We start from the raw sequence: 24,996 nt of genomic DNA on the forward strand, positions 1-24,996 counted from the left end.
ACCAGCATGAGCACCACGATTTCCTTCAAGACGAGCACCTTCGGACTGCTGCTGGCCGGCGCTCTCGCGCTGCTGGCGGGCTGCTCCGACCGGCAAGGCCCGGCGACGCCCGCCGCGCCCGCCTCCGACGCCACGGCCGCACCGGTCGCCACCGCCGACGAGGCCGCTCTCGTCGAGCGCGGCGAATACCTGGCGCGCGCCGGCGACTGCATGGCCTGCCACAGCGTCGTCGGCAAGGCGCCGTACTCCGGCGGCCTGGCCATCAAGTCGGGCGTGGGCACCATCTACTCGACCAACATCACGCCGGACAAGACCGCGGGCATCGGCCACTACAGCGAGCAGCAGTTCGCCGACGCGGTGCGCCGGGGCGTGCGCGCCGACGGCCAGCACCTCTATCCGGCCATGCCGTACCCGGACTACGTGAAGACGACCGACGAGGACATGCACGCCCTCTACGTCTACTTCACCAAGGGCGTGAAGCCCAGCGCCGAGCGTCCGCCGGAAACCGCGCTGAGTTTCCCGTTCAGCATGCGCTGGGGCATGGGCGTGTGGAACATGGCCTTCGCCGAGAACGAGCCCTTCGTGGCACCGGCCGGCGCCACCGGCGAACTCGCGCGCGGCGCCTACCTGGTGCAGGGCCTCGGCCACTGCGGCAGCTGCCACACCCCACGCGGCGTGGCCATGAACCAGAAGGCCTTCGACGACGGCAGCGCCAGCTTCCTGGCCGGCGGCGAGCTCAACGACTGGCACGTGCCGGCCCTGCGCGGCCTGCCGCACTGGACCAGGGAAGAAATCGTCGACTACCTCGCCACCGGCCGCAACGCCAAGGCAGCCGTCGCCGGCGAGATGACCTCGGTCGTCGCCAACAGCACCTCGCACCTGAACGACGCCGACCTGAACGCGATCGCGGTCTACCTGCAATCGCTCACGCCCGCGAAGCCGGCGGCGCAGCCCGACGAGGCCGCCAACCAGGCGACCACCGCCAAGCTCACCGCCGCCACCGGCCTGGGCGAAGGCCAGCGCCTCTACATCGACAACTGCGTCGCCTGCCACTTCGTGGACGGCCGCGGTGCGCCGCGGGTCTTCCCGCGCGTCGACGGTGCTTCCATCGTCAACGCCGACAATCCGACGGCGCTCGTGCAGGTGATCCTGGGCGGCGCGCAGACACCCTCGACCGCGCGCGGCCCGGCGGTGCTGCCGATGCCCGGTTTCGCCGAACGCCTGAGCGACCAGGAAGTGGCCGACCTCGCCACCTTCGTGCGCAGCGGCTGGTCGAACAAGGCCGGCGCGGTCAGCGCGAGCCAGGTCGCCAAGGCCCGCAAGGCGCTGCACGACGAGTAACCTTCCGCTAAACCGAGCCGCGAGGGAGGCACCGGGCGACCGGTGCCTCCCTTTTGTTTTGGTAGCCTTAACATAGCACCATGCAGTCCAGCGATCCCCCACCCAAGACCCGCAAGCGTCCGCACAACCGGGCGGCGGCCATCACCACACTCGACGTGGCCGCCATGGCGGGCGTTTCGGCCATGACCGTCTCGCGGGTGCTCAACACGCCCGACAAGGTGGCGCCGGCCACCGTGGCGCGGGTGCGCGAGGCCATCGAGCGCACCGGCTTCGTGCCCAATATGCTGGCCGGCGCGCTGTCGTCGCAGCGCACCCGGCTCATCGCGGCGATCGTGCCGGAGATGGCCAACACCATGTTCGCCAAGACCATCCAGGCCTTCTGCGACGTGATGGCGGCCGCCGGCTACCAGGTGCTGTTCGGCCTGTCGGGCTATCCGCATTCGCAGGAAGACAGCCTGCTCTCGGCGATCCTCGCGCGGCGCCCGGACGCGCTCTACCTCACCGGCATCGAGCGTTCGCAGGAAACCCGGCGCCGCCTGCTGGCCGCGAAGATCCCGGTCGTCGAATGCTGGGACCTCACGCCCACGCCGCTCGACATGGTGGTGGGCTTTTCGCACGCCGACTGCGGTCGGGCCATCGCCGGGCACCTCCTGGCCAAAGGGCACCGCCGCATCGGCGCGGTCTGGGCCGACGACGCGCGTGCCGGCATGCGGCTGCGCCACCTGCAGCGCACCCTGGCAGAGGCGGGCGCGCCGCCGGCCATCGAGGCGATCAGTGCGGCGCCTTCCACCCTGCGTGCCGGCCGGGAAGGCCTGGCGCGGCTGCTCGACGCCGGCCACCGCCTCGACGCCATCGCCTGCAGCTCCGACGCACTCGCCCAGGGCGTGCTGGCGGGGGTGCTGTCGCGCGGCCTGCGCATTCCGCAGGACCTCGCGGTGATCGGCTTCGGCGACGTCGACGCCGCCGCCAGCACCTATCCCACGCTGACCACGGTGCGCATCGAAAGCGCCGCGATGGGCCGCCTCGCGGCCGAGGGACTGCTGCGCCGCCTGTCAGGCGACGAGAGCGGCCCGAAAGTAAGCGACACCGGCTTTTCCATCGTCGAGCGCGAGAGCGCCTGAGCCGCCGCACGCGGCCCGCACGGCGCGGGTAAACCCCGGCGATCGCAGGTTAGGTTAAGGTTAACATCCGTGCCATCAAACTTCGATGGAACGACGCATGCAGATCGTGGCCGAGAAACAAGTGGTGGGTGCGGTCATCCGGCTGCATTCGCAGGACAACGTGGTCGTCGCCCGCCGCGAGGTCGCCCTGGGCGAGCCGCTGGACGGTGGCCGCTACCGCTCGCGCAGCCAGGTGCCGGCCGGCTACAAGATCGCCAGCGCCGACATCCGTGCCGGCGACGCCATCCGCAAGTACAACGTGACCATCGGCTTCGCCGCCACCGACATCGCGGTCGGCACCATGGTCCATTCGCATAACGTCGATTTCCGCGAGTTTGATCGCGACTACGCCTTCTCGCGCGACTACCGGCCGGTGGAGATGGTGCCCGCCGACCGCCGCGCCACCTTCCAGGGCATCGTGCGCGCCAACGGCGAGGTGGCCACGCGCAACTACATCGCGCTGCTGTCCACGGTGAACTGCTCGGCCACCGTCATCCGTCACGCGGCGCAATGGTTCACGCCCGAGCGCATGGCGGAGTTTCCCAACGTCGACGGCGTGGTCGCCTTCGCCCACGGCATCGGCTGCGGCATGGAGATGACCGGCGAGCCGATGGACCTGCTGCGCCGCACGCTCGCTGGCTATGCGCGGCATCCCAACTTCGCGGCGGTGCTCATCGTCGGACTGGGCTGCGAGCGCAACCAGATCGGCGCGCTGGCCGAGGCCGAGCAGCTGGCGCTGGGGCCGCGCCTGCGTACCTTCGTCATGCAGGAGGTCGGCGGCACCCGCAAGACCATCGCCGCCTGCGTGGACGCGGTGCGCGAGCTGCTGCCCGAGGCCAACGCGGTGCGGCGCCAGGCGGTGCCGGCGTCGCATCTCAAGGTAGGGCTGCAGTGCGGTGGCTCGGACGGCTTCTCGTCGATCACCGCCAACCCGGCGCTCGGCCACGCCATGGACATCCTGGTGCGCCACGGCGGCACCGCCATCCTGTCAGAGACGCCCGAGATCTACGGCGTGGAACACACGCTGACCAGCCGCGCGGTGAGCCCGGAAGTCGGCCAGAAACTGGTCGACCGCATCCGCTGGTGGAAAGAGGAATACGCGGTAGGCCGCGACGTGCAGATCAACGGCGCGGTGAGCCCGGGCAACCACAAGGGCGGGCTGGCCAACATCTTCGAGAAGTCGCTCGGCTCCTCGATGAAGGGCGGCACCGGGCCGCTGATGGACGTGTACCGCTATGCCGAGCCGGTGCGCACGCCGGGCCTGGTCTTCATGGACACACCGGGCTACGACCCGACCTCGGCCACCGGCCAGATCGCTGGCGGCGCCAACCTCATCGCCTTCACCACCGGGCGCGGCTCGATGTTCGGCGCCAAGCCGGTGCCCTCGGTGAAGCTGGCGACCAACACGCCGATGTTCGAGCGCCTGGAGGAGGACATGGACATCAACTGTGGCGAGATCCTCGACGGCACGGCGACCATGGAGCAGATGGGCGAGCGCATCTTTCTGCACCTGCTGGCGGTGGCCTCGGGCGAGGCGTCGAAGAGCGAGCTGCTGGGCCTGGGCGACAACGAATTCGTTCCCTGGCAAATAGGAATCATGGGTTGAAAGGCAGGCATAGACCTGCTTCCCGTTCCCTGGTTTTACCGTTCTCCCAACCACATCACATGCACAAGATCGTCATAGCCCGTCCCATGCCGCGGGCGGTGGAAGCGCACGCCCGCGCCGCTTTCGATGCCTGGGTCGCCGACCACGTGCTGAGCGCCGACGAGGCCGTCGCCGCCATCACCGCGCACGGCGCGCGGGCGCTGGTGCTGGGCACCAACCTGCGGCTGGACCGCGCGGCGGTGACGGCGCTGCCGGATTCGGTGCGCATCGTGGCGACCACCAGCGTGGGCTTCGATCACCTCGACGTGGCGGCGCTGAAGGAACGCGGCATCGCCGCGGCCTACGTGCCGCAGGCGGTGACGGCCTGCACCGCGGACCTGGCCTTCATGCTGCTGCTCTGCGCGGCGCGGCGCGCCCACGAGTACGAGGTCCTGGCACGCGCGGGCTGGCGGCGCAAGCTGGGTTTCGACGAATTGCTGGGTATCCGCGTGAGCGGCAAGGCCTTGGGCATCGTGGGCATGGGCCGCATCGGCCGGGCGATGGCGCGGCGGGCGAGCGGCTTCGACATGCCGGTCCACTACCACGACCTCCAGCCGGTCGACGACCCGGCGCTGGCGGGCGCGGTGTTCCATGCCGATCTCGACAAGATGCTGCCGCACTGCCAATTCCTCAGCCTGCATGCGCCCGGCGGCGCGCAGCCGCTGATGGACGAGCGCCGGCTGGCGCTGCTGCCGCCGGGCGCGGTGCTGGTCAATGCGGCACGCGGCAGCCTCGTGGACGAAGACGCGCTGATCGCCGCGCTCCAGAGCGGCCGGCTGGCGGCGGCCGGCCTGGACACCTTCCGCAACGAGCCGGTCATCGACCTGCGGCTCACTGCGCTGCCCAACGTCTTCATGACACCTCACATGGGCACGGCCACCGTCGAGACGCGCGACGAGATGGGCTTGCGCGCCCTCGACAACGTGGCCGCGGTGCTGGACGGCGGCGCACCGCTCGACCCGCTCTGGACCTGATCCCTTTTCCTGCGCCAGTTCGAACCACGAGACGGAGACAAACCCATGAACCATCGCCCCTTCCGGTGCGTCCCGGCACGGCCGGATCGCCGCGCCGTCCTGCGTGCCGGCGCCATCGCCGCCGGTGCCGCGTTGCCCTCGCTTTCCTTCGCCCAGCCGTGGCCGGCCAAGCCGATCCGGCTAGTGGTGCCGATTACGCCCGGCGGCCCGAGCGACATGGTCGGGCGCATGTGGGCCGACATGGTCTACGCCGACTTCGGCCAGTCGATCGTGGTCGACAACAAGCCCGGCGCCTCGCACGTGGTGGGCACCGATTTCGTGGCCAAGGCGCCGGCCGACGGCTACACGCTGCTGCAGGCCGCCTCCAACATGGCGATCAACGCGGTGAGCATCGCCAAGCTGCCCTTCGACACCGTGGGCGACTTCGCGCCGGTGGCCTTCACCCACGTCACGCCGCTGGTGGTGGTGGTCGCCGCCTCGTTGCCGGTGAAGACCCTGCCCGAGCTGCTCGACTACCTGCGCAAGAACGGCCCGGCCGCGAGCTACGGCACGACCGGGCAGGGCAGTCCGCAGCAGCTGGCGATGAGCCTGCTGATGCAGCAGGCCTCGCTGCAGGGTCCGGTGGAAGTGCCCTACAAGGGCAGCACCCAGGCGCATCCCGACCTGCTCTCGGGCCGGCTCACGCTGATGATCGATCCGCTCGCGGCGGTGATGCCGCACGTCAAGTCGGGCAGCCTGCGCGCGCTGGCGGTCACTACCGCCCAGCGCCTGCCGACCCTGCCGGACGTGCCCACGGTGGCCGAAGCCGGCGTGCCCGGCTACGAAGTGGTGAGCTGGGGTGGCGTATTCGCACCGGCACGGACACCGGCCGCCGTCATCCAGCGGCTCAACACGGCGATCAACAAGGCGGTCGGCTCGCCGGAAGGCCGCGAGAAGCTGGCCGGCTGGGGCCTGCTGGCGCGCACCGGCACGTCCGAGGAACTGGAAACCCACCTCAAGGCCGAGATCGCCAAGTGGGGCAAGGTCGTCCAGCCGGTCCGTGCCTGATCACCGCAAGCCCCCATCGGAGAACCATGCCATGAAGAAGCACTTCCGCATCGCCGCGACCGTCGCCCTGGCGGCGCTGCGCTTTGGCCCGGCCCTGGCGGCCGACCCCTTTCCCGCCAAGCCGGTGACGGTGGTGGTCCCGTTCACGCCCGGCGGATCGTCGGACACCGTGATGCGCGCACTCGCCCCGCCCATGACCAAACTGCTCGGCCAGCCGGTGGTGCTGGAGAACAAGCCCGGCGCCAACGGCACGGTCGGCGCGCAATGGGCCGCCCGGGCCGCAGCCGACGGCTACACCATCCTGATCGGCTCGGTCGGCACCTGGGCCATCACGCCCACCATGCTCAAGCTGCCCAACTTCGATCCGCAGAAGGACTTCGAGCCGCTGACTGTGGCGGTGCGCACGCCCAACATCCTCACGGTAACGCCCTCGCTGCCGGTGAACAACGTGGCCGAGCTGATCGCCCATCTCAAGAAGAACCCGGACAAGCTGGGCTTCGCGTCTTCGGGCATCGGCTCCACCGACCACCTCACCTCGGTGCTGTTCTGGCAGAAGACCGGCACCAGCGGCGTGCACGTGGCCTACAAGGGCGGCGGCGCGGCCATCTCCGACACCATGGCCGGCCATGCCGAGGTGCTCATCACCAACGCTGGCCTGCTGGTGCAGCAGATCCGCTCGGGCAAGCTCAAGGCGCTGGCGGTAACGTCGGCCAAGCGCTTGCCCGAACTGCCCGAGGTGCCGACCATGGCCGAGGCCGGTGTGCCCGACCTGGAGGTGTATTCGTGGCAGGGCATCGGCGCGCCGCGCGGCACCTCCGCCGAGGCGCTCGGCAAGTTACGCTCGGCCCTGGTCGGCGCCCTGCAGGATCCGACCACCACCGCGTACCTGGAGAAGGCCGGCTATCAGGTCGTCGCCAGCAGCCCGGCGGAATTCACCACCCTGCTCGCGAACGAGACACGGCGCTGGAAAGGCGTGATCGACGCAGCAGGCATCAAGCCCGAGTAACCACCCGAGAAAACGGCACATGACAGAGACGACGACATCCACCGCGCAACGATTCGACCTGGCGCAGGTCCGGCAAACGATCCGCACCCTGTTCGGCAAGGCGGGCCTGGCCGACGAAGCCGCCGCCTCGGTGACCGACGTGCTGGTGGAGGCCGACCTGATCGGCCATGCCACCCACGGCCTGGCGCTGGTGCCCTGGTACCTCGATGCCGCTGCCTCCGGCGCGATGCGGCTGCAGGGCGAGCCCGAAGTGCTGGTCGATCGTGGCGCCTGCCTCACCTGGAACGGTCACCGCCTGCCCGGCGCCTGGCTGGCCTCCAAGGCCACCGACCTGGCGGTGGAGCGGGCCGCGACCTACGGCACGGTGACCGTCGTCATCCGCGAATGCGGCCACGTCGGCGCACTTGCCGCCTATATGGAGAAAGCCACCTCGCGCGGGATGATGGTGCTCATGGCCAGCTCCACGCCGTCGGTGGCGGGCGTGGCGCCCTTCGGTGGCGTCAAGGCCGCCTTCACGCCCAACCCGATCGCCGCCGGCATCCCGACCGAGGGCGACCCGATCCTGCTGGACATCAGCGCCTCGATCACCACGCTCAACCGCGCCCGCCAGCTCGCCCGCGACGGCCAGCAGTTCCCCGCGCCCTGGGTGCTCGACAAGGACGGCAACACCTCCACCGACCCGGCCGTGGTGGTCAAGCACGGCGGCAGCCTGCTGCCCGTCGGCGGGCTCGACCACGGCCACAAGGGCTACAGCCTGGCGCTGCTGGTCGAGGCGCTCACACAGGGCCTGTCGGGCTTCGGCCGTGCCGACGCGCCCACCGGCACCAGCGTCTCGCTGTTCATCCAGGTGATCGACCCGTCGGCCTTCGGCGGCCAGGATGCATTCGCCCGCCAGACCACCCACCTGGCCGAAGTCTGCCGCAACACGCCGCCGCGCCCGGGTGTGGACCGGGTGCGCGTGCCCGGCGACCGGGCCATGGTGTCGCGCCGCCAGGCGCTCGAGTCAGGCGTGGTGCTCGACGCGTCCATCCTGCAGGGACTGGCGCCCTGGCTGGAACGCCATGGTTTGACGTTTCCGGCGCCGCTCTAGGAGACGCGACTCACCGGCTCAGGTCTCGGCCCACATCCGCAGGAGGTTGTGGTAGTGGTTGGTGAGCGACAGGCTCTCGTCGGTCTCGCCCAGCTTCGCGCGCAGCCGCTGGATGGTCTGATCCAGCTCGAACAGCTGGCCGCGCCGGGCGTCGTCGCGCACCAGGCTCTGGATCCAGAAGAACGAGCCGATTCGCGCGCCGCGCGTCACCGGCTCGACGCCATGCAGGCTGGAGGCCGGATAGAGCACCAGGTCGCCCGCCGGCAGCTTCACCTCGTGGCTGCCGTAGGTGTCGACCACCACCAGGTTGCCGCCGTCGTATTCGTCGGGCTCGCTCAGGAACAGGGTGGCCGACAGGTCGGTGCGGATCGCCGGCTGGCCCTCGCCGCCGGAGCGCACCGCGCCGTCCACATGCAGGCCGTAGTGTTCGCCGCCCTCGTAGCGGTTGAACAGCGGCGCGACCGTGCGCAAGGGCAGCGCGGCTGAAAAGTAGAGTTCGTGCCGGGCGAGCGCGGTCAGCACCAGGGCGGCCAGCCGCTGGCTCACCGCGCTGCTGGCCGGCAGCTGCCGGTTGCGCTTGACGGCCGCGCCCTGGGCACCGACGGTGGCCCGGCCGTCGGTCCAGTCGGCCTCGGCGAGCTGCTGGCGAAATTCGGCGACCTGAGCGGCGGTCAGGACCTGGGGAACGTGAAGAAGCATGTCATTTCAGTCGCGAAAGAGGCGCTTTGGAAGCCACCTGCAAAAAAGAATGATAACAAGTATCATTTGGTAGCCGCACTTATAACTAGCCAAAACCAGCGGGCCTCCTTGCCAGAAGCCGGTTCCCCGGGAGGGGAAAGCCATGTCGTGCGTGCTCCTTTTCTACTCAGGGGAACCACCAACATGGCTCACATCAAAAGCCGCAAGCACCAGAATCACCTCGCTTTGCCGTACCTGGCGAGTGCCGCAGCCGCCACGCTTTTCTCGGTCGGACAACCGGCCTTCGCACAGGCCGTGCTGAAGGAGGTGGAGGTCCACGGCAACACGCCGAGCGACTACAAAGCCGACGCGCTGTCGTCGCCCAAGTTCACCCAGCCGCTGGTCGACACACCGCAGACGGTGTCGATCATCAAGTCAGAAATCATGCGGCAACAGGGCGCCACGACACTGACCGAAGCGCTGCGCAACACGCCCGGCGCCAGCACCTATTACCTCGGCGAGAACGGCTCCACCAGCACCGGCGATGCGGTCTACATGCGCGGTTTCGACACCTCCGGCAGCATCTTCGTGGACGGTGTTCGCGACCTCGGCGCGGTCTCGCGCGACATGTTCAACATCCAGCAGGTGGAGGTGATCAAGGGCCCGGCGAGCACCGACATCGGCCGCACCGCGCCGAGCGGTGCGATCAACCTGGTGAGCAAGACGCCCTCGCTTGAAAACGCCTTCAGCGGCAGCGTCGGCGCCGGCAGCGCCGACTTCAAGCGCGCCACCATAGACTGGAACCGTGCGCTGTCGGACACCAGTGCCTTCCGGCTCAACCTGCTGGCCGACGACTCCGGCGTGGCGGGCCGCGACTACGTCAAGAGCAAGCGCATCGGCCTGGCGCCGAGCATTGCCTTCGGCCTGAACACGCCGACGCGGGTGATCCTGAGCTACCTGCACGTGGACCAGGACAACACGCCCGACGGCGGCGTGCCCACCATTGGATTGCCCGGTTACCGCACGCCCGACGCCACGCGCGGCTTCCTTACCAACGCCGCGCGAGTCGATTCGAGCAATTTCTACGGGACGAGCTCCGATTTCCAGAACGTGGACGTCGACATGTTCACCGCTCGCGTCGAGCACGACATCTCCGCCGACCTGAAGTTGCGCAACATCACCCGCATCGGCCGCACGCACAACAACTACCAGCTGACCTCCTACATGCTCTCGGCCACCACCCTGAGCACGCCGAGCGCGGCCGACCCGGCCGGCTGGAGCTTCACCCGCGGGCTGCCGACCAACGTCAACCAGACCAACAAGATCATCGTCAACCAGACCAACCTGAGTGCCCGGCTGGAAGCCGGCGGCATGAAGCACGACCTCAGCGGTGGCGTGGAGCTGATGCGCGAGGAGCAGGACAACCTGGGCTACTACGCCATCAACACTGGCGGCGCGGGTGCGTTTCCGGCGGCCAACCTGTACAACCCCAACCCGAACGTCACCGGCTTCAACCGCAACCTCAGTGGCGCCCGCTCCGAGGGCTCGACCGAGACGCTGGGCCTCTACCTGTTCGACACCGCCCGCATCAACGACCAGTGGCAGATCACCGGCGGCGTGCGGGTCGACCGCTACAACACCCACTTCGACGCCACCACGCTCACCAACAACGTGCTGGTGCCCTCGTCGCAGGGCGTCTCCGACACCATCTGGAGCGGCAAGCTCGGCGTGGTCTACAAGCCGGCATCCAACGGCAGCGTGTATGCGCTGGTGGCCACCGCCGCGCAACCGCCGGGCGGCGCCAACAACCAGCTGAGCGCAGCGGCCAACAACGCGGCCAATCCGAAGTTCGATCCGCAGAAGGCCAGGACCTACGAGGTCGGCACCAAGTGGGACCTGCTCGACAACCGCCTCGGCCTGGCCGCCGCGCTGTATCGGACCGACGTCAGCAACGACATCGAGGTCGATCCCACCAACCCGGCCAACTACATCCAGACCGGCAAGAAGCGGGTGCAGGGCGTCGAGCTGAGCGCCGTGGGCAACATCACGCCGAACTGGGCGCTGAGCGCCGGCTACACCGTGATGGACACCTCCATCCGCAGCGGTACCACCAAGACCGCCGATGGCACGGACGTGCTGGCCTACACGCCCAAGAGCGCCTTCACCATGTGGACCACCTACCGCCTGCCCTTCGGCCTGACCGTCGGCGGCGGCGCACGCTACGCCGGCAAGCTCCATCGCGGCACCGACGGCGCGGTGGGCACGCCGGCGTTCGTCAACGACTACTGGGTGATCGACGCGCTGGCGAGTTACAAGGTCAGCCGCAACGTGGACGTGCAGCTCAACGTCTTCAACCTGTTCGACAAGAACTACGTAGCGGCGATCAACAAGTCGGGCTACCGCTACACGCCGGGCCTCGACCGTTCCGCCCGCGTCACGGTGAACTTCACTTTCTGATGACGACCACGGCCCGGGCACCGAAAACCGGCGGTGCCTTGGCGCGTGTTCGTCATTCGGGCGAAGATGCCGGCCCATGAAAGCCGAAGAGTCCATCGAACCGTCCACCCCTGCGCCGCGCCCGCTGCCCCGGCCCGCGCGCTGGGCGCTGCACGCGTTCGCCGTGCTCTGCCTCGTCCTGGGATTGATCGGTGCGGTCGTGCCCGGCATGCCGACCACGGTCTTCATCCTGATGGCCGCCTGGGCGGCGGCGCGCAGCTCGCCCAGGCTGCATGCCTGGTTGATGCGCAATCGCGTGTTCGGCCCGATGCTCCTCAACTGGCAGAACGGCGGCACGGTGAGCCGGCGCGCCAAGTGGAGCGCCACCGCCACCATGGCGTTGTGCGGCGTGGTGGTCGGCTACACGGTGCATCGCCGCTGGGCTGCGACCCTGTCCATCATCTGCATGGCGTTGGTGCTCGCCTGGCTGTGGCGAAGGCCCGAGCCGCGACGCTGAGCGCTGTTCAGATGCCTTCGGGCTCGGCGGCGTTCGCGGCCGGACTCTTCGGGAATGGCCAGGGGTCGGCGGGCTGCGTGGCGTTGCCCGAAGGTGCGCCGATCGGCGGCAGCAGGCGGGCGATACCGTCGCGACCGCTGAGCGCACGCACGAGCAAAGCACCGCCGAGCCCGGCACGCAGCGAGGCTCGGCATCCGCTGGGCGCGAAGAACGCCGCGGCGATCAACGCGCCGCCGGCCGCGGCCACCATGGCGTGCTCACCGGGCAGGCTTTCGCGGGCGTCGTCGGCGGCTTTCCAGCGCTTGAGGCAATTCAACAGTTCCATCGGTTCTCTCCAGTACGTCGATCGGATTGCGGTGCGAACGCATCGCACCGACCTGTCTTCACGCTAGACCAGGATCCTTCGGCCCATGTCAGCCGGCGCGGACGCAGTGGGTGCGCCAATTTCCCGCGAGCGGGCGGCCGTAGATGACCACAAGCCCGCAGGCACGCAGCCGACGCCGGCTCGTCGGTCCTTCCTTCTTTGGCAACGAAAGCAATCGCGTCCCATGGCGTTCATCCAACAACGTCATCCAAAGGACTCATTCATGGCAATCGCTACCACCCGCCGCGGCTTCCACCATCACGGCATCACCGCCGTGGCTTTCGCGGCGCTGGCCAGCACGCTCGGCATGGGCCTGGCCCAGGCGCAGACCGCGCCGGCCAAGCCCGACGCCGACATGCAGATGGTGCTCGACGCCCAGGCCAGCCTCAAACCCAAGCCGATCGAGACCCTGTCGGCCGTGGAGGCCCGCAAGCAGGCCAGCGTGGCCGACGGCGTGAACAAGGTGCTCAAGACCACCAGCCAGTCGACCAAGCCGCAGGTGCTGGTGCCAGGCGTCAAGAGCCAGGACATCTCGATCGCCGGCGCGACCGGCCCGATTCCGGCGCGGGTCTACACACCCGCCGGACGCGGCCCGTTCCCCACCATCGTCTACTACCACGGCGGCGGCTGGGTGATCGCCGACAAGACGGTCTACGACGGTGGCGCCCGTGCGCTGGCCAAGGGTGCCAACGCGGTGGTGGTGTCGGTGGACTACCGGCGTGCGCCGGAAGCCAAGTTCCCGGCACAGTGGGACGACGCGCTGGCCGCGTACAAGTGGACGGCCGCCAACGCCGCCCAATACAAGGGCGATCCTGCGACCCTGGCCCTGGCCGGCGAGAGTGCGGGTGGCAACCTGGCGGTCGCCACCGCCGTGGCAGCGCGCGACGCCGGCCTGATCAAGCCGGTGCACATCCTGTCGGTGTACCCGGTGGCGCAGACCAGCACCGATACGCCTTCCTACAACACCTACGCCGATGCCAAGCCGCTCAACCGCCCGATGGTGAAGTGGTTCGTCGAGAACCTGACGAACTCGCCGGCCGACCTGAAGGATCCGCGCCTGCAACTGGTCGACGCCAACCTGGCGGGACTGCCGCCGGTGACCATCGTCAACGCCCAGATCGACCCGCTGCTCGATGACGGCGCGATGCTCGAGGCCGCGCTGCGCAAGGCCGGCGTGCCGGTGGAGCGCAAGGTGTTCGACGGTGCGACACACGAGTTCTTCGGTACCGGCGCGGTGGTGCAGAAGGGCCGCGACGCGCAGGCCTTCGCCGCCAACCGCCTCAAGGCCGCCTTCGGTACCGGCATGTAAGCGCTACTTGAGCGCGTCATAAGGGGAATCTCCGCAAGGCCCGCATCGCGCGGTACGGTACGACCCTCGCCGCCGGCCCGACCGGTGGACCGAAGCGACTTGCCGACTCCAAGGAGCGACCATGCGGAGATCCGTCTTTCTTTCAGGCTGCGCCCTCGGCGTGGCAGTTTGTGCCGGCGCGACCGCTGTTTCGGCGCATCACGGCTGGTCCTGGGCCGAAGGTGAACAGATGACATTGCGCGGCACCATCGAGTCGATCTCGATGTCGCCCCCGCATCCCACGCTCAAGGTCAAGGCGCAGGACGGCGGCTCCTGGCAGGTCGACCTGGGCAACCCGTCGCAGACCGAGCGCTCGGGCTTCGCCGGCGGCACGGCCAAGGTGGGCGACGCGGTCACGGTCCTCGGCAACCGGGCGCTCGACAAGTCGCTGCACATGAAGGCAGTACGGCTCACGCTCGGCGGCAAGAACTTCGACATGTACCCCGAGCGGATCAAGGATTGAACGATGCCGCGCCCTGGCTGGCGCCTGTGCTGACGGCGCTGCAGTCATGGCCCGGATCGCTCTGGCTGCAGCGTTCGGGCACGGCCTACCTGCTGGTCAATGCCGCGCACATCCTGGGGCTCGGCCTGCTGTTCGGCTCCATTGCGCTGCTCGACGGGCGCCTGCTGCGTGCCCGCGTGGGTGCCGACCTTCCGTGGCTGGCGCGATCGGTGCCGCGCGTCGCCGGTGCCGGCCTGGCCCTGGCGGTGACGACCGGCCTGTGGCTGTTCTCGGTCCGGCCGCAGGAGTACCTGGGCAACGCCGCCTTCGTGGTCAAGATGGGTTTGCTGTCGCTGGCGATCGTCAATGTCGCCTGGCAGCACCGCAGCGCGCACTGGTCGCGGCTGGAGGCGGGCGCGGTGCTGCCGGCGGCGGTGCGCCTGCGGGCCGCGGCTTCGCTGCTGCTGTGGACCGGCGTGGTCGTGGCCGGGCGCTGGATCGGCTTTCTGTAGCGCCGCAACCCTGCCGAGCGCCTACAGTGCGCAGCGCGGCATCCGCATACCGCCACCAAGGAGCATCTTTTCCATGATCGATCACCTGGACCATCTCGTCCTGACCACCGTCGACGAGGCCGCCTGCGTGCGCTTCTACGTCGACGGCCTGGGCATGCGCCTCGAATCCTTCGGCGCCGGCCGGAAGGCCTTTCGCTTCGGCCAGCAGAAGATCAACCTGCATGTGAAGGGCCGCGAGTTCGAGCCCAAGGCGCACACGCCGGTGCCCGGGGCGCTCGACCTGTGTTTCATCGCCAGCCTGCCGCTCGACGAGGTCATGGCACAACTCGCGGCCAAGGGCATTCCCATCGTGGAAGGCCCGGTGATGCGCACCGGCGCGACCTCGCCGATCCGCTCGGTGTACCTGCGCGATCCGGACCTGAACCTGATCGAGATCTCCGAGCTGATGCAGAAGCCGGCCTGAGTTCAGCCTTCGACCGGCGGCGGGCTGCCCGGCACCAGCAAGGCATGTTGCGACGCGGTGTGGAAGTCGCGCCAGACCCGATTGATCTCGGCGCGCGTGTCGGCTGCCTCCAGACCGCAGCAGGGGTACAGGCTGTCGACCGCGTCGCGTGCCGATCGCACCAGGGCGACGGCGCTGTCGCGCAAGGCACCGCGCCGATCGGCGGCCAGCGTGCGGCCGGTGACGACTGCGGTCCACGCGACGTCGAGTTCGCCGGTCATGCGCTGCCAGGTATCGCCCAGGCCACATGTCGCGAGGTCGAGTCGACGCTGGATCGCCGGGTCGTCGCCCAGGGCGACGGCGGCGCGCATCGGTCGGCGCTGGCGCACCAGCGGATCGGCCAGTTCCACGAAATGCCGTGCCATGCCCGCGAGGTTGGCGGCCAGCGTGACCCAGGCCAGTGACAGGAAGTCGAAGCGGTAGAGCGGTCCCCTCGCGGTGGCGGCGGCGGGGGCTATGGAGAAACGGTGGCTGTCCGGCACCAGCGCCGAGTCCACGGCGTAGGCCCACGAGCCGCTGGCGCGCATGCCGATCGCGAACCAGCCGGGTTCCAGATCGACCTGGTTCGCCGGCAGGATGAAGGCGCTGGTGCGTGGCGCGCCGTCGTCGTCGAGCAGAACCTCGCCATGCTCGCGCAGCACCGCGACCAGCGTGTAATGGCTGGCCATGGGCGCGCCGCTGGCGTGCTGCCACCGGCCCGTGATGCGCCAGGCCGCGCCTTCGCGGTCGGCATGGCCGGTGGGTGCGCCGCTGCCAGCGATGCAGACACGGCGGGTGGTGGTGACCGTGCGCGCCAGGGCCGGCGGCAGGAAGCCGGCGAACCAGCCCGCGCCCGCGCAGAGCGTGAGCACCCAGCCGCAACTGCCGTCGGTGGCGGCTACGGCTTCTTCCAGCCGCACCATGGCCGGCAAGGGGCATTCGGCGCCACCGGCTTCGCGCGGCGCGAGCAGGCGCAGCCAGCCGCGGCGATGCAGCACCGCCTGCTGCGCCGGGGTGAGGCCGCCGGCGGCCTCGGCCGGGGCGGCGTGGCGGCGCAGTCGTGCGAGGTCGCGGGCCTGGACGGAAGCGGGCTCGGCGAGGTGGAAGGCATGGCGCATCGGCCGACTATAGACAGCGCAGACCGGGCGATCGGGGCGCTGCGCTAGAGTCGCGCCTCCCGCAACACCGACCCGGCCGGTCGCCCATGAACGCCCTGCAGACCGAATTCCGTCGCCTCTATGCACCGCACGGTCCCGCCGACGCACCGGACCGCGTGCGGGCCATCGTGCTGGAGGTGCTGTCGCCGCCCGGCTGGAGCGTGCTGTCGCGTGTCTGGCAGGAGGTGCAGGCCACGCTCGGCCTGCCGGCGCCGGCCATCGCGGTGTCGGGCACCGATGGCATGCAGCTGTGGTTCTCGGTGGCCGCGTCGGTGCCGGCCGAGACCGCACGGGCGTTCCTGCAGGGCCTTTGCCGGCGCTTCGTCCCGGACCTCGAAGACAGGCATCTGCGGCTGTGGCCGCACGGCGCAGAACACGCGCCGCCGGTGCCCGCGCCGCGAGGCATGGATGGCAACTGGTCGGCCTTCGTCGCGCCCGACCTCGCACCGGTCTTCGCCGATACGCCCTGGCTCGACGTACCGCCCGGCGACGAAGGACAGGCCAGCCTGCTGCGTGGGTTGCAGCCGATGAAGCCGGGCGATTTCGACCGCGCCTGCCGGGCGCTGTCGCCTGCCGCGCCGGCGGTGGCCATGCCGCCCGCCAGCGCCGCACCGCCGGCCGCGCCGGGGACGGGCGAAGTCGATGCGCGCAGCTTTCTGCGACGCGTCTTGAACGACGAAAGCGCGCCGCTGGCACTACGCGTGGAGGCCGCGCGCACCCTGCTCCAGCATCCGGGTTGAGCGAGGCGGCGAATGCCCGCGTGAAACAGTGGCGAATCGAAGATGAGAGAAGTTCTCATCTAGAATGATTTCGGTCTTGCAGCCGCAAGCCCCTCACATCTGGAGACAGGCCTTGCCATGGTTGAACTATCTGCCGTGCCCTCGACCCTGCGCATTCCCCTGGCGGCCCGTGCCTTCGGCGATGCCCTGTTTCCCCATGTCGCGGTGGGCGACGCCTACGCGGCCGATCTGCTGGCCGCCATGGGCGACGACGGTCGGCAGTGGCTGAAGGACCGGGCCAGCGTCTTCGGCGTGCTGGCCCGCACCCGGGTGTTCCGCGAGCAGGCGCTCCGGTTCCTGCAGGCGCATCCGGCGGGGCACGTGGTCAACCTCGGCTGCGGTCTTTCGCACTATTTCCAGTGGCTCGACAACGGCCGGGCGCGCATGACCGACGCCGATCTGCCCGAGGTGCTCGCGCTACGCCGCCAGTGGCTGGCGCCCGCAGGCGATCGCCACCGTTTCTCGACCCTCGACCTCACCGCCGATGACTGGTGGGACGCGCTGGACCTGCCGGCCTCGCCCGACGCCGAGCCCCTATTTCTACTGTGGGAAGGCGTGTCGATGTACTTCGAGCCGGAGCAGGTGCAGGCGGTGCTGCGCAGCTTCGGCGAGCGCGCGCCGGCCGGTTCGGTACTGGCGTTCGACGCCCTCTGCTGGCTCGCCGAGGGGCGCGCCCGGCTGCATCCGTCGGTGCGGCTGACGGCGGCGGAATTTCGCTGGGGGCCGCGCAACCTGGCCGAGCTGACGCGTTCCAGCGATCGGCTGGCGCTGCTGTCGGTTCGCTCGGTGATGGACGGCTACGGCTTTCCTTATGCCTTCGCCGGCCCTGCTTTCCAGGCGGTCTGGGGCGTGCCCATCTATGCGGTGTACGTGCTCGGCACGCAAGACGAGGCCCGGGCATGAGGCTCGACGCGATGGCGTCGGCCGAACTGCTGCACGAACACGGCGCGTTGCTGCGCCAGCATGCGGCCGCGCAGGCCCGTTGCAGCGAACTCATCGGCCAGCAGGCCGCCGAAATCGATCGGCTGCGCGTGCGTCTGATGCGCGAACGTGCCTCCCTGGTGGTGCGCGAAACCGCGCTGGCCTGGGAGCGCGAGGACCGGGCAGCGCTCGAAGCGTCCATTCCGGGCCTGCCGCGCCGTGCCGCGCTGGCGTCGCGTGTCGACGGGCTGGTGCAGCGCGTGCAGGAGTTGCTGCGCGAACGCCTGCGCGCGCAGCGGCCCGGTGCGGCCGCGATTGCGGCGGCGCCTGCCGTGGTCGAGCTCGAGATGCCCGTGGATGCCGTCGATCCTGTCGACGATATCGGCCAACTCGAGGCCAGCCTGGTCGCGGCCGACCTGGTCATCTGCCAGACCGGCTGCCTGAGCCACGGCGCCTATTGGCGGGTGCAGGACCACTGCCGGCGCACCGGCAAGGCCTGCGTGGTGGTCGAGCAGCCGGACGCCGTGCGCATCGTGCGTATTCACCAGGCGATGAGCGTCGACAGCCGGGCAGACTGAGCCCGGCGCTGCGACGCAACTCTCTTTCGAGGGGGCCGCGATGCCAGCGTCCCTATCGCCGGTATTGAATCCGCCAATCCGGCTGGCCGGCGTTCTCCGCCAGAATTTGGCTCCTTGCCCAATTCGAATTCAGAAGCCCCCACGAAGGAGAACTCCCATGGAAGTCGACAAGAAAGAAGCCAAGTGCCCGTTCAGCCAGGCCACGAGCCAAGGCACCAGCAACCAGGACTGGTGGCCCAAGGCGCTGCGCATCGACCTGCTGCACCAGCACTCCGCCAAGTCCGACCCGATGGGCCAGGACTTCGACTACGCCGCCGAATTCAAGAGCCTGGACCTGGCCGCCCTCAAGGCCGATCTCGCCACGCTCATGACCGATTCGCAGGACTGGTGGCCGGCCGACTTCGGCCACTACGGCCCGCTGTTCATCCGCATGGCCTGGCACAGTGCCGGCACCTACCGCATCGGTGACGGCCGGGGCGGCGCCGGACGCGGCCAGCAACGTTTCGCGCCGCTCAACAGCTGGCCCGACAACGTCAGCCTGGACAAGGCGCGTCGGCTGCTGTGGCCGATCAAACAGAAGTACGGTCGCAAGATCTCGTGGGCCGACTTGCTGATCCTCACCGGCAACGTCGCGCTGGAAACCATGGGCTTCAAGACCTTCGGTTTCGCCGGCGGCCGGGTCGACACCTGGGAACCCGATCAGGACGTCTACTGGGGCCGTGAAGACAAATGGCTCGGCGGCGACGTGCGCTACAGCCAGGGCTCGCCGGGTGTCGACGAGAGCCATGGCGTGCTGGTCAAGGACGACGACAGCGAAGTGCCGCACAGCCGTGACCTCGAGAATCCGCTGGCCGCCGTGCAGATGGGCCTGATCTACGTCAACCCGGAAGGCCCGGACGGCAATCCCGACCCGCTCGCCTCGGCCCGTGACATTCGCGACACCTTCGGCCGCATGGCCATGGACGACGAGGAAACCGTGGCACTGATCGCCGGCGGCCACACCTTCGGCAAAACCCATGGCGCCGGCCCGGCCGACAACGTGGCGGCCGAGCCCGAAGGCGCCGAGATGGAGCAGCAGGGCCTGGGCTGGAAGAACGCCTACGGCAGCGGCAAGGGCGCCGACACCATCACCAGCGGCCTCGAAGTCACCTGGACCACCAAGCCCACGCAGTGGAGCAACGACTACTTCGAGATCCTGTTCGGCCACGAATGGGAGCTGACCAAGAGTCCCGCCGGTGCGCACCAGTGGGTCGCCAAGGGCGCGGCCGACATCATTCCCCATGCCCACGATCCGTCGAAGAAGCTCAAGCCGACCATGCTGACCAGCGACCTGGCGCTGCGCGTGGACCCGGCCTACGAGAAGATCTCGCGCCGCTTCCTGGAAAACCCCGACCAGCTCGCCGACGCCTTCGCCCGCGCCTGGTTCAAGCTCACCCACCGCGACATGGGCCCGCGCGCCCGCTACCTCGGCCCGGAAGTGCCGGCCGAAGTGCTGATCTGGCAAGACCCGGTGCCGGCCGTCGACCACGCCCTGGTCGATGCGCAGGACATCGAAGGCCTGAAGAAAAGCATCGCAGCGACCGGGCTGAGCGTGGCCGAACTGGTGTCCACCGCCTGGGCTTCGGCCTCCACCTTCCGGGGTTCGGACATGCGCGGTGGCGCCAATGGCGCGCGCATCCGGCTCGCGCCGCAGAAGGACTGGGCCGTCAACCAGCCGACGCAGCTCGCCAAGGTGCTCGGCGCGCTGGAGGGCGTGCAGCAGGCGTTCAACGCGGCGCAGAGCGGCGGCAAGAAAGTGTCGCTCGCCGACCTGATCGTGCTGGCCGGCAATGTCGGCGTGGAAAAGGCCGCGAGCGATGCGGGCAGCCCGGTCGTCGTGCCCTTCACGCCGGGCCGAACCGATGCGTCGCAGGAGCAGACCGATGTCGCGTCCTTCGCGCCGCTGGAGCCGGCGGCCGATGGTTTCCGCAACTTCACCAAGGGCAAGTTCAGCGTGCCGGCCGAGGTGCTGCTGGTCGACAAGGCGCAGCTGCTCACGCTGACCGCGCCGGAGCTGACCGTGCTGGTCGGCGGCCTGCGGGTACTGGGCGCCAACGTCGGCGGATCGAAGCAGGGCGTTTTCACCGACAAGCCGGGCCAGTTGAGCAACGACTTTTTCGTGAACCTGCTCGGCATGGATACCGAGTGGAAGGCTACCTCGCGCTACGACTACGAAGGCCGCGACCGCCAGTCCGGCGCCGTGAAGTGGACCGCCAGCCGGGCTGACCTCGTCTTCGGCTCGAATGCGGTGCTGCGTGCGGTCGCCGAAGTCTATGCAGCGGCAGACGCCGGTCCGAAGTTCGTCGCCGACTTCGTCGCGGCCTGGACCAAGGTGATGAATCTGGATCGATTCGACGTTGCGTGAATCTTGCGCTGCCGGCATCGTCGGGCAGGTTTTTTTGACAAAAACTTCGCCCGCTTTTGCCAGGCCCCAAAAAATGGTGCATAATTCGAGGCTTGGCGGCTGTAGCTCAGCTGGATAGAGTACTTGGCTACGAACCAAGGGGTCGTGGGTTCGATTCCTGCCAGCCGCACCAAAAAAGGTATGCCTCCGTGTCGAAAGATGCGGGGGCATTTTCCTTTGTGGCGCAACACCTTACGCTCACTTCAGGCCCGGTAGATCTCATCCATCTGCCGGGCCTTTCTCTTTCCAGGCTCGCGTCATCATCGGGACATGCCTGAGGGCCTGGCTCAAGACTCGACGTCGGCTGCCACTTCCGCCGGTGGTGGCAGCGAAGCGCGCCGTCGATGATCAATCGCGCGTGACGCGCAGCACTTCTTCCGGCGACGTGATGCCCAGTGCCACGAGCCGCTCCCCGTCCTGCCGCATCAGCGACATACCCGCCGCCAGCGCGGTGGCGCGGATCTTCGCTTCGGCAGCCTGACCGTGGATCTGCTCGCGGATGGCGTCATCGACCACCAGCAGTTCGAAGACGCCGGTGCGGCCGCGATAGCCGCTGGCGTCGGTCGGGTCGAGTCGGCGCACCAGCCGCTGAGCCAGCACGCCGAGCAGGGAGCTCGACAAGAGGAAGGGCTCGACGCCCATGTCGATCAGCCGGGTGATGGCGCTGGCGGCGTCGTTGGTGTGCAGCGTGGCCAGCACCAGGTGGCCGGTGAGCGATGCCTGGATGGCGATCTGCGCGGTCTCGAAATCGCGGATTTCGCCGATCATGACGATGTCCGGGTCCTGCCGCAGGATGGCGCGCAGGGCGCGCGCGAAGTCGAGGTCGATCTTGTTGTTGACCTGGGTCTGGCCGACGCCGGGCAGCTCGTATTCGATCGGGTCTTCGACCGTCATGATGTTGTTCTGCGTGGCATCCAGGCGAGCGAGCGACGCGTAGAGCGTGGTCGTCTTGCCCGAACCGGTGGGGCCGGTGACGAGCACGATGCCGTGCGGCTGGCCGATGAGCTTCTGGAAGCGCTCCAGCACCTCGCCCTGCATGCCGACGGATTCCAGGCTGATCTTGCTTTCGCTCTTGTCGAGCAGGCGCAGCACGGCGCGTTCGCCGTAGGCCGAGGGCAGGGTGGACACCCGCACGTCGACCGCGCGGGTGCCGATGCGAAGCGAGATGCGACCATCCTGCGGCAGGCGTTTTTCAGAGATGTCGAGGTCGGCCATGATCTTCAGGCGCGAGATCAGGGCAGCGTGCAGCGCGCGGTTGGGCTGCACCACTTCTCGCAGGGCGCCGTCGACACGGAAGCGCACGCTGGAATGGCGCTCGTAGGGCTCGATGTGGATGTCGCTGGCGCCGTCGCGCGCGGCCTGGGTCAGCAGCGCGTTGAGCATGCGGATGATGGGCGCGTCGTCGGCGGTTTCCAGCAAGTCCTCGATGGCCGGCAGGTCCTGCATCATGCGCGAGAGGTCGGCGTCGCTTTCGACTTCGCTGACCACGGTGGCCGCGCTCGACTCGCCCTGCGCATAGGCGGCGCTGATGCGCTGGGCCAGCGCAGGAGCGTCGATGCGCTGCATCAGGCGTACCGCGTGGCGCCGCAACACCTCGCCGCAGGCAGCGGTGTCGGGCGCCGGGCCATGCCAGAGCGTCAGCGTGCCGTCGGTGTCTTCGAGCAGCAGCTGATGGGCGCGGGCGAAACCGTAGGGCAGCGGATAGCGGGTCACTGGGCTTCCTGGCGGCTGAGCGGGTCGGCCGTCGGCGGCAGCACGCCACGGCGCGGCGGACCGGCAGGCGCGGTGACGGTCGGCGGCATCGGCGCCGGGACGAGGGTGGTGCCCTGGAAGCCGGTGCCCTCCTCGTTGCGGCGCACCGGCTGTGGGAAGGTGGGCAGGATGGGCGCCGAATTGACGCCGTTCATCACCGCGCTCTCGGTGGGCTGGGTGTTCTGCTGCAGCGTGCGGATCGCGTCGTAGCGGTCCTGCGTGAGGCTGTCGCTGTCGGTGGCGTCGCGCACCACGACCGGGCGCAGGAACACCATCAGGTTGCTCTTGTTGCGGGTGCGGTTCTCGCTGCGGAACAGGGCGCCGAACAGCGGGATGTCGCCGAGGCCGGGCACCTTGTCCTGCTGCATCTGGTAGTCGTCCTGCAGCAGGCCGCCGAGCACCACGATGCTGCCGTCGTCGACCAGCACGTTGGATTCGATCGAGCGCTTGTTGGTGGTGGGGCCGTTGGTGTTGGTGGAGGTGCCGGCGACGACGTTCGACACTTCCTGGAAGATCGCCATCTTCACGGTGCCGTTCGAGTTGATCTGCGGCTTGACGCGCAGGGTCAGGCCGACGTCGCGCCGTTCCACCGAGGTGTAGGGGCTGGTGGTGGCGCCCGAGGTGAGGATGGTGGAGCCGGTGATGAACGGAACGTTCTGCCCGATCACGATCTTGGCTTCCTCGTTGTCGAGTGTGAGCAGGTTCGGGGTCGACAGGATGTTGGCGTCTCCCGTGCTCTGCAGGAAGTTGGCCAGCGCGCCGAGGTAGTACTTGCCATTGATGCGCGGGATCAGCGCCGCGTTGAAGCCGGCACCCAGTCCGGCCGCCGCCGTCGCCAGCCCGGTCGTGCCGCTGGCCGCAGCCACTGCGGCCGAAATGATGTTGGTGCCGTTGACGCTCGAATTGGTGCCGAGCACGCCGATCGTGCTGCCGGAGTTGCCCAGCACGCCCTGCCACTGGATGCCGAAGTCGGCGACCTTGTTGGCGTTGACCTCGACGATCAGGCTCTCCACCAGCACCTGCGCGCGGCGGCCGTCGAGCTTGTCGATGACGGCGCGCAGCTGGCGGTATTGCGGCTCGGTGGCGGTGATGATGAGCGAGTTGGTCGCCGGATCGGCCTGGATGCTGCCGCCGGTCGAGGGCATGGCGCTGTTGGCGAAGTTGCCTGAGGCGGTGCTGCCCAAACCACCGGTGCTGCTGTTGGCGCCGCTGGCGCCGCTCAGGTTGGTGAGGGCGGTCGGCAGGGCGGTGGTGCCGGAGGTGGGCGTGGATGTGGCCTGCGAGGCGCCGCCGGTGCCGCCCTGGCCGGTGCCCGAGGTGAGCGAGGCCAGCGCCGCGCGCAGGGCGACGGCGATGCGGGTCGCTTCGGCGTTCTTCAGGTAGACGACGTAGATGTTGCCGGCGTCGCCGTTCGGGCCCAGGGCGGTGGGTTGGTCGAGCCGGGCGACCAGCGATCGCACCAGCGCCAGGCGCGCCGGGTTGGCGCTGCGCACGATCAGCGAGTTGCTGCGGGGCTCGGCGATGAGGGTGGTGCGGAACCCGGTGTCGGACTGGCCCGCCGTGGCGCCACCCGCGGCCGGGGCGCCGGCGGTGGGTGTGGCCGTGCCGGTGCCTTCGATCAGCCGGGAAACCAGCGGAACCACGTCGACCGCGTTGGCGTAGCGGATCGGGATCACCTCGACGTCGGTGGCGTTGGACACGTCCATCGAGGCGATGATCCGCGCCATGCGCTGCAGGTTGTCGGCGTAGTCGGTGATGACCAGCGAGTTGTTGCCCGGGTTGACGTTGATGGTGTTGTTGGGGCTGATCAGCGGCCGCAGCACCGGCACCAGGTTGGCGGCGTTCTCGAAGTTCAGCCGGAAAATCTGGGTGACGATCTGGTTGCCCTGCGTGCGCGGGCCGTTGCCCACGGTGACCGAACCGCCCTGCAGCTTGGCGTCGGCCTCGGGCACGACCTTGTACAGGCCGGCGGACTCGACCACGGTGAAGCCCTGCAGGCGCAGGGCGGCCAGGAACTGGTCGAACGCGATGTTGGGCGGCACCGGGCGCTCGGTGATCAGCGACATCGTGCCCTTGACCCGCGGGTCGACCACCATGTTGCGTCCGGTGATGGTGGACAGCGTGCGTGCCACCGCCTCGATTTCGGCGTTGGTGAAATTGAGCGTGACCGGCTCGCGCGCACCAACGGCCGAGGGCAGTGCGCCCACCGCGGTCTGCGCGAATGCGACGCCGGCGTCGCCCAGGACGATGGCCAGCATGGCGACCACCGACAGCCGGGCAAAAGGTGCCGGACGCAGCGCGGGAGACGAAAGAAATGACATGGCG

General features: G+C 69.1%; 22 protein-coding genes and 1 tRNA gene. 18 read left to right on the plus strand and 5 right to left on the minus strand.

Annotated features, from left to right (window positions below; all coding sequences use genetic code 11):
• Window positions 1–6: 6 nt before the first annotated feature.
• The 7 genes from R9X41_RS02100 (at window position 7) to R9X41_RS02130 (ending at window position 8,263) form a co-directional block, all read left to right on the plus strand.
• The gene (locus R9X41_RS02100; RefSeq protein ID WP_318633251.1) at window positions 7–1,341 is read left to right on the plus strand and encodes a c-type cytochrome; all 1,335 of its coding nucleotides are present in this window, start codon (window positions 7–9) and stop codon (window positions 1,339–1,341) included.
• An 80-nt stretch (window positions 1,342–1,421) separates the two neighbouring features.
• Window positions 1,422–2,462, plus strand: a complete 1,041-nt coding sequence (locus R9X41_RS02105) for a LacI family DNA-binding transcriptional regulator (protein WP_318633252.1) — start codon at window positions 1,422–1,424, stop codon at window positions 2,460–2,462.
• A 97-nt stretch (window positions 2,463–2,559) separates the two neighbouring features.
• Window positions 2,560–4,107: a UxaA family hydrolase gene (locus tag R9X41_RS02110; protein ID WP_318633253.1), complete on the plus strand. Its 1,548-nt coding sequence runs from the start codon at window positions 2,560–2,562 to the stop codon at window positions 4,105–4,107.
• A gap of 59 nt (window positions 4,108–4,166) precedes the next feature.
• Window positions 4,167–5,120, plus strand: coding sequence for a 2-hydroxyacid dehydrogenase (locus R9X41_RS02115; protein ID WP_318633254.1), 954 nt, complete (start codon window positions 4,167–4,169; stop codon window positions 5,118–5,120).
• A 45-nt stretch (window positions 5,121–5,165) separates the two neighbouring features.
• On the plus strand, window positions 5,166–6,167 hold the full coding sequence (locus R9X41_RS02120) for a Bug family tripartite tricarboxylate transporter substrate binding protein (protein ID WP_318633255.1): 1,002 nt from the start codon (window positions 5,166–5,168) through the stop codon (window positions 6,165–6,167).
• Window positions 6,168–6,198: 31 nt separating this feature from the next.
• Window positions 6,199–7,173: a Bug family tripartite tricarboxylate transporter substrate binding protein gene (locus tag R9X41_RS02125; RefSeq protein ID WP_318633256.1), complete on the plus strand. Its 975-nt coding sequence runs from the start codon at window positions 6,199–6,201 to the stop codon at window positions 7,171–7,173.
• 19 nt (window positions 7,174–7,192) lie between these two features.
• Complete coding sequence (locus R9X41_RS02130; protein WP_318633257.1) at window positions 7,193–8,263, plus strand: Ldh family oxidoreductase; 1,071 nt, start codon at window positions 7,193–7,195, stop codon at window positions 8,261–8,263.
• An 18-nt stretch (window positions 8,264–8,281) separates the two neighbouring features.
• On the opposite strand, the gene R9X41_RS02135 is transcribed toward R9X41_RS02130, so the two are convergent.
• On the minus strand, window positions 8,282–8,962 hold the full coding sequence (locus R9X41_RS02135) for a Fe2+-dependent dioxygenase (protein ID WP_318633258.1): 681 nt from the start codon (window positions 8,960–8,962) through the stop codon (window positions 8,282–8,284).
• 183 nt (window positions 8,963–9,145) lie between these two features.
• Between R9X41_RS02135 and R9X41_RS02140 the strand changes: the two genes are divergently transcribed.
• Window positions 9,146–11,398, plus strand: coding sequence for a catecholate siderophore receptor Fiu (locus R9X41_RS02140; protein ID WP_318633259.1), 2,253 nt, complete (start codon window positions 9,146–9,148; stop codon window positions 11,396–11,398).
• A 76-nt stretch (window positions 11,399–11,474) separates the two neighbouring features.
• Entirely contained in the window at window positions 11,475–11,894 is a 420-nt protein-coding gene (locus tag R9X41_RS02145; protein ID WP_318633260.1) for a YbaN family protein, read from the plus strand.
• A 7-nt stretch (window positions 11,895–11,901) separates the two neighbouring features.
• Here R9X41_RS02145 and R9X41_RS02150 read toward each other — a convergent pair whose 3' ends face one another.
• Window positions 11,902–12,219, minus strand: a complete 318-nt coding sequence (locus tag R9X41_RS02150; protein WP_318633261.1) for a hypothetical protein — start codon at window positions 12,217–12,219, stop codon at window positions 11,902–11,904.
• 262 nt (window positions 12,220–12,481) lie between these two features.
• Between R9X41_RS02150 and R9X41_RS02155 the strand changes: the two genes are divergently transcribed.
• The 4 genes from R9X41_RS02155 to R9X41_RS02170 all read left to right on the plus strand — a co-directional run bounded on the left by R9X41_RS02155 (window position 12,482) and on the right by R9X41_RS02170 (window position 15,023).
• Window positions 12,482–13,567, plus strand: a complete 1,086-nt coding sequence (locus R9X41_RS02155; RefSeq protein WP_318633262.1) for an alpha/beta hydrolase — start codon at window positions 12,482–12,484, stop codon at window positions 13,565–13,567.
• 121 nt (window positions 13,568–13,688) lie between these two features.
• Window positions 13,689–14,069: a DUF6152 family protein gene (locus R9X41_RS02160; RefSeq protein ID WP_318633263.1), complete on the plus strand. Its 381-nt coding sequence runs from the start codon at window positions 13,689–13,691 to the stop codon at window positions 14,067–14,069.
• Window positions 14,066–14,560, plus strand: a complete 495-nt coding sequence (locus R9X41_RS02165) for a DUF6644 family protein (RefSeq protein ID WP_318633264.1) — start codon at window positions 14,066–14,068, stop codon at window positions 14,558–14,560. The genes R9X41_RS02160 and R9X41_RS02165 overlap by 4 nt, the downstream gene beginning before the upstream one ends.
• A gap of 73 nt (window positions 14,561–14,633) precedes the next feature.
• Complete coding sequence (locus R9X41_RS02170; protein ID WP_318633265.1) at window positions 14,634–15,023, plus strand: VOC family protein; 390 nt, start codon at window positions 14,634–14,636, stop codon at window positions 15,021–15,023.
• 2 nt (window positions 15,024–15,025) lie between these two features.
• On the opposite strand, the gene R9X41_RS02175 is transcribed toward R9X41_RS02170, so the two are convergent.
• Window positions 15,026–16,159 (minus strand): acyl-CoA dehydrogenase family protein, encoded by a 1,134-nt coding sequence (locus R9X41_RS02175; RefSeq protein WP_318633266.1) that lies wholly within the window; start codon window positions 16,157–16,159, stop codon window positions 15,026–15,028.
• Between the two features lie 86 nt (window positions 16,160–16,245).
• On the opposite strand from R9X41_RS02175, the gene R9X41_RS02180 reads away from it, so the two are divergent.
• The 5 genes from R9X41_RS02180 (at window position 16,246) to R9X41_RS02200 (ending at window position 21,052) form a co-directional block, all read left to right on the plus strand.
• Window positions 16,246–16,938: a hypothetical protein gene (locus R9X41_RS02180; protein ID WP_318633267.1), complete on the plus strand. Its 693-nt coding sequence runs from the start codon at window positions 16,246–16,248 to the stop codon at window positions 16,936–16,938.
• Between the two features lie 117 nt (window positions 16,939–17,055).
• The gene (locus tag R9X41_RS02185) at window positions 17,056–17,880 is read left to right on the plus strand and encodes a class I SAM-dependent methyltransferase (RefSeq protein WP_318633268.1); all 825 of its coding nucleotides are present in this window, start codon (window positions 17,056–17,058) and stop codon (window positions 17,878–17,880) included.
• Entirely contained in the window at window positions 17,877–18,476 is a 600-nt protein-coding gene (locus tag R9X41_RS02190; protein ID WP_318633269.1) for a DUF2325 domain-containing protein, read from the plus strand. The genes R9X41_RS02185 and R9X41_RS02190 overlap by 4 nt, the downstream gene beginning before the upstream one ends.
• A 157-nt stretch (window positions 18,477–18,633) precedes the next feature.
• Complete coding sequence (katG, locus tag R9X41_RS02195) at window positions 18,634–20,880, plus strand: catalase/peroxidase HPI (protein ID WP_318633270.1); 2,247 nt, start codon at window positions 18,634–18,636, stop codon at window positions 20,878–20,880.
• A gap of 95 nt (window positions 20,881–20,975) precedes the next feature.
• A tRNA-Arg gene (locus R9X41_RS02200) sits at window positions 20,976–21,052 on the plus strand.
• Between the two features lie 215 nt (window positions 21,053–21,267).
• Here the strand turns inward: R9X41_RS02200 and R9X41_RS02205 are convergent.
• Together R9X41_RS02205 and gspD are read right to left on the minus strand one after the other, a co-directional pair.
• Entirely contained in the window at window positions 21,268–22,632 is a 1,365-nt protein-coding gene (locus R9X41_RS02205; protein ID WP_318633271.1) for a GspE/PulE family protein, read from the minus strand.
• Complete coding sequence (gene gspD, locus R9X41_RS02210; protein ID WP_318633272.1) at window positions 22,629–24,992, minus strand: type II secretion system secretin GspD; 2,364 nt, start codon at window positions 24,990–24,992, stop codon at window positions 22,629–22,631. The genes R9X41_RS02205 and gspD overlap by 4 nt, the downstream gene beginning before the upstream one ends.
• Window positions 24,993–24,996: the final 4 nt, after the last annotated feature.

Source organism: Xylophilus sp. GOD-11R (genome assembly GCF_033546935.1).
Classification (GTDB): Bacteria; Pseudomonadota; Gammaproteobacteria; order Burkholderiales; family Burkholderiaceae_C; genus Xylophilus.

Coding starts and splice junctions, on each gene's coding strand:
- R9X41_RS02100 (WP_318633251.1), top strand. CDS start 7: ATGAGCACCACGATTTCCTTCAAGACGAGCACCTTCGGACTGCTGCTG.
- R9X41_RS02105 (WP_318633252.1), top strand. CDS start 1,422: ATGCAGTCCAGCGATCCCCCACCCAAGACCCGCAAGCGTCCGCACAAC.
- R9X41_RS02110 (WP_318633253.1), top strand. CDS start 2,560: ATGCAGATCGTGGCCGAGAAACAAGTGGTGGGTGCGGTCATCCGGCTG.
- R9X41_RS02115 (WP_318633254.1), top strand. CDS start 4,167: ATGCACAAGATCGTCATAGCCCGTCCCATGCCGCGGGCGGTGGAAGCG.
- R9X41_RS02120 (WP_318633255.1), top strand. CDS start 5,166: ATGAACCATCGCCCCTTCCGGTGCGTCCCGGCACGGCCGGATCGCCGC.
- R9X41_RS02125 (WP_318633256.1), top strand. CDS start 6,199: ATGAAGAAGCACTTCCGCATCGCCGCGACCGTCGCCCTGGCGGCGCTG.
- R9X41_RS02130 (WP_318633257.1), top strand. CDS start 7,193: ATGACAGAGACGACGACATCCACCGCGCAACGATTCGACCTGGCGCAG.
- R9X41_RS02135 (WP_318633258.1), bottom strand. CDS start 8,962: ATGCTTCTTCACGTTCCCCAGGTCCTGACCGCCGCTCAGGTCGCCGAA.
- R9X41_RS02140 (WP_318633259.1), top strand. CDS start 9,146: ATGGCTCACATCAAAAGCCGCAAGCACCAGAATCACCTCGCTTTGCCG.
- R9X41_RS02145 (WP_318633260.1), top strand. CDS start 11,475: ATGAAAGCCGAAGAGTCCATCGAACCGTCCACCCCTGCGCCGCGCCCG.
- R9X41_RS02150 (WP_318633261.1), bottom strand. CDS start 12,219: ATGGAACTGTTGAATTGCCTCAAGCGCTGGAAAGCCGCCGACGACGCC.
- R9X41_RS02155 (WP_318633262.1), top strand. CDS start 12,482: ATGGCAATCGCTACCACCCGCCGCGGCTTCCACCATCACGGCATCACC.
- R9X41_RS02160 (WP_318633263.1), top strand. CDS start 13,689: ATGCGGAGATCCGTCTTTCTTTCAGGCTGCGCCCTCGGCGTGGCAGTT.
- R9X41_RS02170 (WP_318633265.1), top strand. CDS start 14,634: ATGATCGATCACCTGGACCATCTCGTCCTGACCACCGTCGACGAGGCC.
- R9X41_RS02175 (WP_318633266.1), bottom strand. CDS start 16,159: ATGCGCCATGCCTTCCACCTCGCCGAGCCCGCTTCCGTCCAGGCCCGC.
- R9X41_RS02180 (WP_318633267.1), top strand. CDS start 16,246: ATGAACGCCCTGCAGACCGAATTCCGTCGCCTCTATGCACCGCACGGT.
- R9X41_RS02185 (WP_318633268.1), top strand. CDS start 17,056: ATGGTTGAACTATCTGCCGTGCCCTCGACCCTGCGCATTCCCCTGGCG.
- R9X41_RS02190 (WP_318633269.1), top strand. CDS start 17,877: ATGAGGCTCGACGCGATGGCGTCGGCCGAACTGCTGCACGAACACGGC.
- katG (WP_318633270.1), top strand. CDS start 18,634: ATGGAAGTCGACAAGAAAGAAGCCAAGTGCCCGTTCAGCCAGGCCACG.
- gspD (WP_318633272.1), bottom strand. CDS start 24,992: ATGTCATTTCTTTCGTCTCCCGCGCTGCGTCCGGCACCTTTTGCCCGG.